This is a genomic window from Pararcticibacter amylolyticus, from assembly GCF_003130405.1.
Taxonomy (GTDB): domain Bacteria; phylum Bacteroidota; class Bacteroidia; order Sphingobacteriales; family Sphingobacteriaceae; genus Arcticibacter; species Arcticibacter amylolyticus.
The window spans coordinates 67,369-74,329 of record NZ_QEAS01000010.1 but is presented as its reverse complement, the minus strand read 5'-3'; the positions used below and the strand labels follow the sequence as shown (position 1 = coordinate 74,329).

The 6,961-nt window shown below is 43.9% G+C and carries 5 protein-coding genes; 3 read left to right on the top strand and 2 right to left on the bottom strand.

The window, feature by feature from the left end:
• Window positions 1-120: 120 nt before the first annotated feature.
• A complete protein-coding gene (locus DDR33_RS13065) occupies window positions 121-798 on the bottom strand; it encodes an ABC transporter ATP-binding protein (RefSeq protein ID WP_109416244.1) in 678 nt (225 codons plus the stop codon).
• A gap of 77 nt (window positions 799-875) precedes the next feature.
• On the opposite strand from DDR33_RS13065, the gene DDR33_RS13060 reads away from it, so the two are divergent.
• Entirely contained in the window at window positions 876-1,241 is a 366-nt protein-coding gene (locus tag DDR33_RS13060) for a four helix bundle protein (protein ID WP_109416382.1), read from the top strand.
• Window positions 1,242-1,296: 55 nt separating this feature from the next.
• On the opposite strand, the gene DDR33_RS13055 is transcribed toward DDR33_RS13060, so the two are convergent.
• Window positions 1,297-2,550, bottom strand: a complete 1,254-nt coding sequence (locus tag DDR33_RS13055) for an efflux RND transporter periplasmic adaptor subunit (protein WP_109416243.1) — start codon at window positions 2,548-2,550, stop codon at window positions 1,297-1,299.
• Window positions 2,551-2,860: 310 nt separating this feature from the next.
• Between DDR33_RS13055 and DDR33_RS13045 the strand changes: the two genes are divergently transcribed.
• Together DDR33_RS13045 and DDR33_RS13040 are read left to right on the top strand one after the other, a co-directional pair.
• Complete coding sequence (locus DDR33_RS13045) at window positions 2,861-5,383, top strand: zinc-dependent metalloprotease (RefSeq protein ID WP_109416241.1); 2,523 nt, start codon at window positions 2,861-2,863, stop codon at window positions 5,381-5,383.
• 220 nt (window positions 5,384-5,603) lie between these two features.
• Window positions 5,604-6,959: a sigma-54-dependent transcriptional regulator gene (locus DDR33_RS13040; RefSeq protein ID WP_109416240.1), complete on the top strand. Its 1,356-nt coding sequence runs from the start codon at window positions 5,604-5,606 to the stop codon at window positions 6,957-6,959.
• Window positions 6,960-6,961 lie beyond the last annotated feature (2 nt).

Sequence of the window (6,961 nt, the reverse complement as noted above, 5' to 3'; positions counted from 1 at the left end):
CTGGGCGTATTATCAGCAATTGGCATTTTTGTTACCGGCACGTTCCTCATTTAAATGTTGGTTGAGAACTGGCGCTGAACCATATCAGGCAATTCCATTATTCAGGCCCGATACTGAACTTTATACCATAATATTTTCGGTCACAACCTGGCCGTCGAGCATGCGGATGATGCGGTGGCTGTATCTCGAATCATGCTCTGAGTGGGTTACCATGACGATCGTGGTGCCCTGCTCGTTCAGCTCAGTAAGCAATTGCATCACTTCATTCCCGTTGCTGGAGTCGAGGTTACCTGTCGGCTCATCGGCGAGAATCAGCTTCGGACTATTTACTACCGCTCTGGCTACTGCAACACGCTGCTGCTGCCCTCCCGAAAGTTGCTGCGGAAAGTGATTACGCCGATGCATGATTTGTACCTTATCGAGTACCGCCTCCACTTTTCGTTTCCGCTCTGCCGCAGGCGTTTTCGTATATATCAGAGGCAACTCAACATTCTCGTAAACTGTCAGTTCATCAATAAGATTAAAGCTTTGAAATACAAAACCAATATTGTGTTTTCTCAGGTCTGACCTTTTTCTTTCATTGAATTTTGCTACCTCGATCCCGTTAAAAAGATAGCTTCCCCCATCAGGATCGTCAAGCAATCCAAGGATGTTCAGTAAGGTCGATTTCCCGCAGCCGGATGGTCCCATTATCGAGACAAACTCTCCCTTAGCTACATCAATCGATACTCCGTTAAGTGCCACTGTTTCTACCTCTTCCGTGCGGTAGAATTTCTCAAGACTGGTGATTTTGATCATTGGATATTTGGCTATCAGCTGTCAGCTATCAGCAGTCAGCTTTTTATTTAACTATTTTAATTTATAATCTATTCTCAATGAGAGATTTTCAAAAATTATCAATCTGGCAAAAGAGCCATCTGCTAACCATTAAGATCTATTCTATTACAAAGACTTTCCCCAAAGAAGAGTTATATGGTTTAACATCTCAGGCAAGGCGGTCAGCCTCTTCTATTCCCACTAATATAGCTGAAGGTTGTGGTCGTAACTCTATTCCTGATTTTAAGCGTTTCCTGATGATCGCAGCAGGATCGGCCTCTGAACTGCATTACCAGCTTATTTTAAGTCGTGACCTTCATTATATTTCCGAATCAATATTTAAAGAACTCTCTGAAGAAACAATTCTGATCAAAAAAATGATCTTCAGTTATATTGGAAAGCTTGCCGAAGCTAATGGCTATTAACGAATCAGCAGATTATCAGGAAGCCGACTGCTGACAGCTGACTGCTGATAGCTATTCATCGCTTCAGGATTAACTCCTGCACATCCCCAAAAGTCTCATAGCTCGACGTAATTACCTTATCTCCAGGCTTCAGTCCATTCAGTATTTCGTAGTAATCAGGGTTTTGCCTGCCAAGCTGTATATCCACCTTGAACGCCGTTTTTCCATCGTTGCTTACTTTAAAGATCCAGTTTCCGCCCGTCTGCTGGTAGAAACCGCCTCTGGCAAGTAACAGGGCGGTTGTTTCATCACCCAGAGCAAGGCGGACCTGCAATGTTTGTCCGCGTCGGATATTGCCGGGAGCCTTTCCTACGAATTCCATGTCCACCTGGAAGCGGCCGTTTGTAACCTGAGTAAACACTTTTTTAATGTGCAGTTTGTATTGTTTTTCTCCCAGCTGGAAGTCGCCTGTCAAACCAGGGAAGATCCGCGTGATATAATGTTCATCAATGTCTGCACGGACCTTAAATCCGCTTAATACGTCAATTTGTCCCAGCCTCTCACCTTTATTTTTATTCTGACCAATCTCAGCGTCCATTGAGGTCAGCTGGCCGTCAACCGGGGCCCTGACAATGAGGTCTCCCACTTTCTTCTTCATCAGTTGCAGTGCATTACTCATCCGGTCATAAGATTCATTCATCTGCTTAAGTTGCTGTCTAACCGATACTGAGTCCTGGCTTAAAATGCGTTCTGACAATTTTTTCTTCCTTACCTGATATTTATACTCATTTTCTGAGGATTTAAATTCCTGGGAACCAATAATCCTTTGTTCGAAAAGCTTTTTGTTCATCACATATTTCCTTTCAGCTTCCTGCAGCCCGTTGTCTACATCCGCCAGCTGATTCAGCTTGCTCACCGTATTCTGCTGGGCATTATTCCGGGTATTCTGCATCTGTGTCAATACGTCGAAAACCGCAGTTTCCTGGTTAGCCAGGCTAAGCTCGAGATCGGTATTGGAGAGCCGCATAACAGGTTCTCCTTTTTTCATCATCGCGCCATCTTCTACATATTTCTCTTCCACTCTTCCGCCTTCAGCTGCATCCAGGTATATAGTAGTCAGGGGCATCACGATCCCGTTAACCGGGATAAACTCCTGGAATTTCCCTTTGCTGATTTCACTTACGGTGATCCGTTCTGAATCAACATTCAGTTTGCTCTTTCCTGAAGTAAAGTAAATACTACCTGTAATCAGGACCACAAGGGCTGTAATTCCAGCGATGGTTGTGATCTTTTTACTATTCCACTTCTTTTTTGGTAATGTTCTGTCCACTGTATTAAAAAAATGTGCTGTTGTATAACCATGACTATAAACTGTGCCATTGTTTAAAGTGTCTGATATACAGTATTTTGTTTGCTTTTTGTGCTTGAAGGGTGTTCAGTTCCGAACACCCTGTGTGCGAAATTAATTGTCGTCACAGCTATCGGCAGAATACCCGCTCCGGCAGGATGGTTCCGTTTGAGTGCATGAGCATGATTGTCCAGTACTTTTGTGCTTTTTAGACAGGCTGTTATCAATCTTTTTTTATAAGTTGCACGACCAAATTTATTTTCAAACAACATTGTTATTCACTTACAAATCAATGCGAAAAATTAGTCTCCTTCTCCTTGTTGTTCTTACAACAAGTTACGGTTGCGCCCTCTTTAAAAAGAAAAAACCCGCTGCGAAGCCGGCAACTGCTCAGTCAGGGTCAAATGCAGCTTCGAACATTAACCGTCCTCCGGCACAGGGTCCCAAGCCTTATAAGGAAGTTATTACAGCCAAGGCAAAAACAGACACCGGATTATTTAAGCTTCATAAGGTGGATGAGCGATTTTACTTTGAGATCGCTGATTCTCTCCTTAACAGGGACATCCTTATTGTAAGCAGGATCAGCAAAAGTGCGGCCGACGTACGTGCTTCTATGCTGGGATATGCAGGCGATCAGATCAATGATAATGTCGTTCGCTTCGAAAAGGGGCCGTCAAACCGTATTTTTTTGAGAAGTGTGTCGTTTTCAGAACGTTCTCAGGATACTACAGGTATGTACTCATCGGTGTTAAATTCCAATTTGCAGCCTATTGTAGCAGCGTTCGATGTTAAAGCATATGCACAGGATTCGGTGAAAAAATCTAAAGGTTCGGTTATTGATGTGACCGATTACCTCAATGGCGATAATGATGTTTTCTTTTTTCACGCTGAAGTGAAAAAGATGCTTTCACTCGGAGGACTGCAGCCCGACCGCAGTTATATCCAGGAGATACGTTCATTTCCGATGAATATTGAAATACGTACTGTTAAAACGTATACAAGAACTCCAAGTCCTCAAATGGGAATGATGGGCGGATCTCCCGGAGGCCCCTTAACATATGAACTTAACAGTTCAATGGTTTTACTCCCTTCGAAGCCCATGCAGGCCCGTCATTTTGATCCGCGTGTGGGATATTTTGCTACCGGGTATGTTGATTTTGATTCAAATCCGCAGGGAGTAAAAAGAGTTTCGATGATCACCAGGTGGCGGCTTGAACCGAAAGATGAAGATATCGAAAGATACAAAAGGGGAGAACTGGTAGAACCTAAAAAGCCGATCATTTTTTATATCGATCCGGCTACACCCAAGAAATGGGTTCCTTACCTGGTACAGGGTGTAAACGACTGGCAGGTAGCTTTTGAAAAAGCAGGCTTTAAAAATGCTATTATAGCAAAAGAGGCCCCGAAAGATAAAGACTGGAGTATTGATGATGCGCGGCACAGTGCCATTGTCTATAAACCATCAGACATTCCAAACGCAAGCGGCCCGCATATACACGATCCGCGCACAGGAGAGATCCTGGAGACGCATATCAACTGGTACCACAACGTGATGAGCCTGTTAAGAAACTGGTATCTTATTCAGACAGCCGCAGTTGATCCGCGTGCACAAAAGATGAAATTTGATGACGAACTGATGGGACAGCTGATCCGTTTTGTTTCATCACATGAAGTTGGTCATACCTTAGGGCTTCGTCATAACTTCGGTTCTTCCTCTACTGTTCCGGTTGAGAAACTGCGCGATAAACAGTGGGTGGAAGCAAACGGACATACTCCTTCCATCATGGACTACGCCCGTTTTAACTATGTGGCTCAGCCCGAAGACAAGATTGGCGAAAAGGGATTATTTCCCCGTATCGGCGATTACGATAAATGGGCTATCGAGTGGGGATACCGCTGGTTCCCTGAATATAAGACAACTGCAGAAGAGGCAAGCGGATTAAACAAATGGGTGATCAGCCAACTGAAGAACAAGCGTCTCTGGTTTGGTACCGAATCAGATCCCAATGATCCCCGTTGTCAGAGTGAAGATCTCGGAGATAACGCAATGGTGGCAAGTTCTTACGGAATTAAGAACCTGAAACGTATTTTGCCAAACCTGATACAGTGGACAAGAGAACCCAACGAAGGGTATGACAATGCAAGAAGCCTTTATTCTGAGGTAGTAAATCAATACTCCCGTTATATGGGACACGTTGTAAAGAACGTGGGCGGAGTTTACAATACCCCTAAGACGGTAGAAGAAGCAGGTTCTGTTTATCAGAACGTCCCCTACGGCAAACAGAAGGAAGCAATGAATTTCCTGAATGCACAATTGTTTGCTACTCCGTCATGGTTAATTAACAAGAAGCTCATCAGCCAGACCGGCATTGATCCTGTCAACATGATCAGAAGCGTTCAGTCAGGAACACTCAGCCGTTTACAGAATACCAATACCATCAACAGACTGATCAATGCGGAGGCTTTGACCGGGAAAGACGCCTATACTGTATTTAATCTGTTTGCTGATCTGAAAAGTGGTATATGGTCTGAATTAGGCAAGCATTCTTCTATTGATGTTTACAGAAGAAACCTGCAAAAAGCTTACGTCGAAAACCTCTCGAAACTTCTGGAAGCTCCGGCGCCTCAGTCCATGGGAGGAATGGTATTCAGGCCTGCCGATCCGACAGCTTCTGACGTTTCGAGTATCGCCAGAGCACATCTCATCAACCTGAGAAGTGATATTAAAAAGGCAATTCCATCGTTCTCCGGAATGAGTAAATATCATTTACAGGATATTGATGCAAGGATAGGGACGATATTGAATCCTAAATAATAACAGGGCCTGAAGCAGAGATCGTTTCAGACTTATAAAGCGGGAAAAGCAGCAATGTTTTTCCCGCTTTTTCATTTGCAGCAAGCGGTTTTATTATCATAGTTTGTAACCAATCTTTTTGCACAGCGTCTATGTAACAGAAGACACTCCCGTATTTTGGCAGCCTGGATGACCTTGATACGGGATTAATATGTATTTTTGATTTACGGCTTCTAAACTTATGCAATTAAAACACGCTTCAGTTCTGATTATAGACGACGACACAGACGTTCTTACGGCTGTAAGGTTACTGCTCAAGCCAAGGGCAAAGGAAGTAGTCACAGAGAAAAACCCGGAAAATATCCCATCATTGCTGGCAGTCAAAAAATTCGACCTGATCCTGCTTGACATGAACTTTAAGAGTTCGATCAATACGGGAAATGAAGGCCTGTTCTGGCTGCGGAAAGTTAAACAAATGCACCCTGCTGCTGCCGTAATTATGATTACAGCTTATGGCGGAATAGATCTGGCTGTGAAATCCCTGAAAGAAGGAGCTTCTGACTTTGTAGTGAAACCCTGGCAGAATGAAAAATTATTGCAGACGATAGACGAAGCTCTGGAACAACAGGCAAAAGCACCCGGTAAGAAGAAGACTCCTCAAAAGGATGAAAATGTCACAGCTATTATCGGGGAATCTGAAGCCATGGCAGAGATTTTCTACAAAATAAAGAAAATTGCCCCCACTGATGCCAATATCCTGATTTTAGGTGAAAATGGGACCGGTAAGGATCTCATAGCCGAAGCTATACATAAACAATCCCTCCGCAAGGATAAGCCATTTATAAAGGTTGACGTTGGCGCTTTAACGGAAACACTATTTGAGAGTGAGTTATTTGGCCATAAAAAAGGAGCTTTTACGGATGCCAGGGAGGATCGTACCGGAAGGTTTGAGGCAGCCAGCGGGGGAACACTCTTCCTGGATGAAATTGGAAATATAAGCCTGCAGCAGCAGGCGAAACTTCTGACAGTGCTTCAAAACAGGAAGATACAGAGACTGGGGAGTAATGATGCGGTTCCTGTTGATATACGCCTGATCTGTGCAACCAATGTTCCGCTCCAGGAGCTTGCCAGTGACAGCCGCTTCCGTAAAGATCTTATTTACCGGATCAATACGGTTGAAATAATGGTACCTCCTTTGAGAAGGAGAGGAGAAGACGTTATTTTACTGGCTAATCACTTTATCAAAGTGTATTGCGATAAATATCTGAAACCGCAGAGCGAGCTCGATGGCCGGGCGGCCGATAAGCTGATGCAGTACCATTTTCCGGGGAATGTGCGCGAACTGCAGTATACGATAGAACGCGCCGTTATCATGGCAGAAGGAAATAAGCTGACAGCTGCTGATCTCATCTTTTCTCCTATCGAATCAGTCAATACCAATATCCAGTCAGAAGATGATACCAACCTCGAGAACCTTGAGAAAAATACGATTATGAAGGTAATAGAAAAACATCAGGGAAATATCAGTCGTGCGGCTAAAGAGTTGGGGATCACCAGGACTGCCTTGTACAGAAGGCTGAGTAAATATGATATTTAAAC

Bases quoted from the DNA above. Each gene is read 5' to 3' on its own strand.
- DDR33_RS13060 (WP_109416382.1), top strand. From the start codon at position 876: ATGAGAGATTTTCAAAAATTATCAATCTGGCAAAAGAGCCATCTGCTA.
- DDR33_RS13045 (WP_109416241.1), top strand. From the start codon at position 2,861: ATGCGAAAAATTAGTCTCCTTCTCCTTGTTGTTCTTACAACAAGTTAC.
- DDR33_RS13065 (WP_109416244.1), bottom strand. From the start codon at position 798: ATGATCAAAATCACCAGTCTTGAGAAATTCTACCGCACGGAAGAGGTA.
- DDR33_RS13040 (WP_109416240.1), top strand. From the start codon at position 5,604: ATGCAATTAAAACACGCTTCAGTTCTGATTATAGACGACGACACAGAC.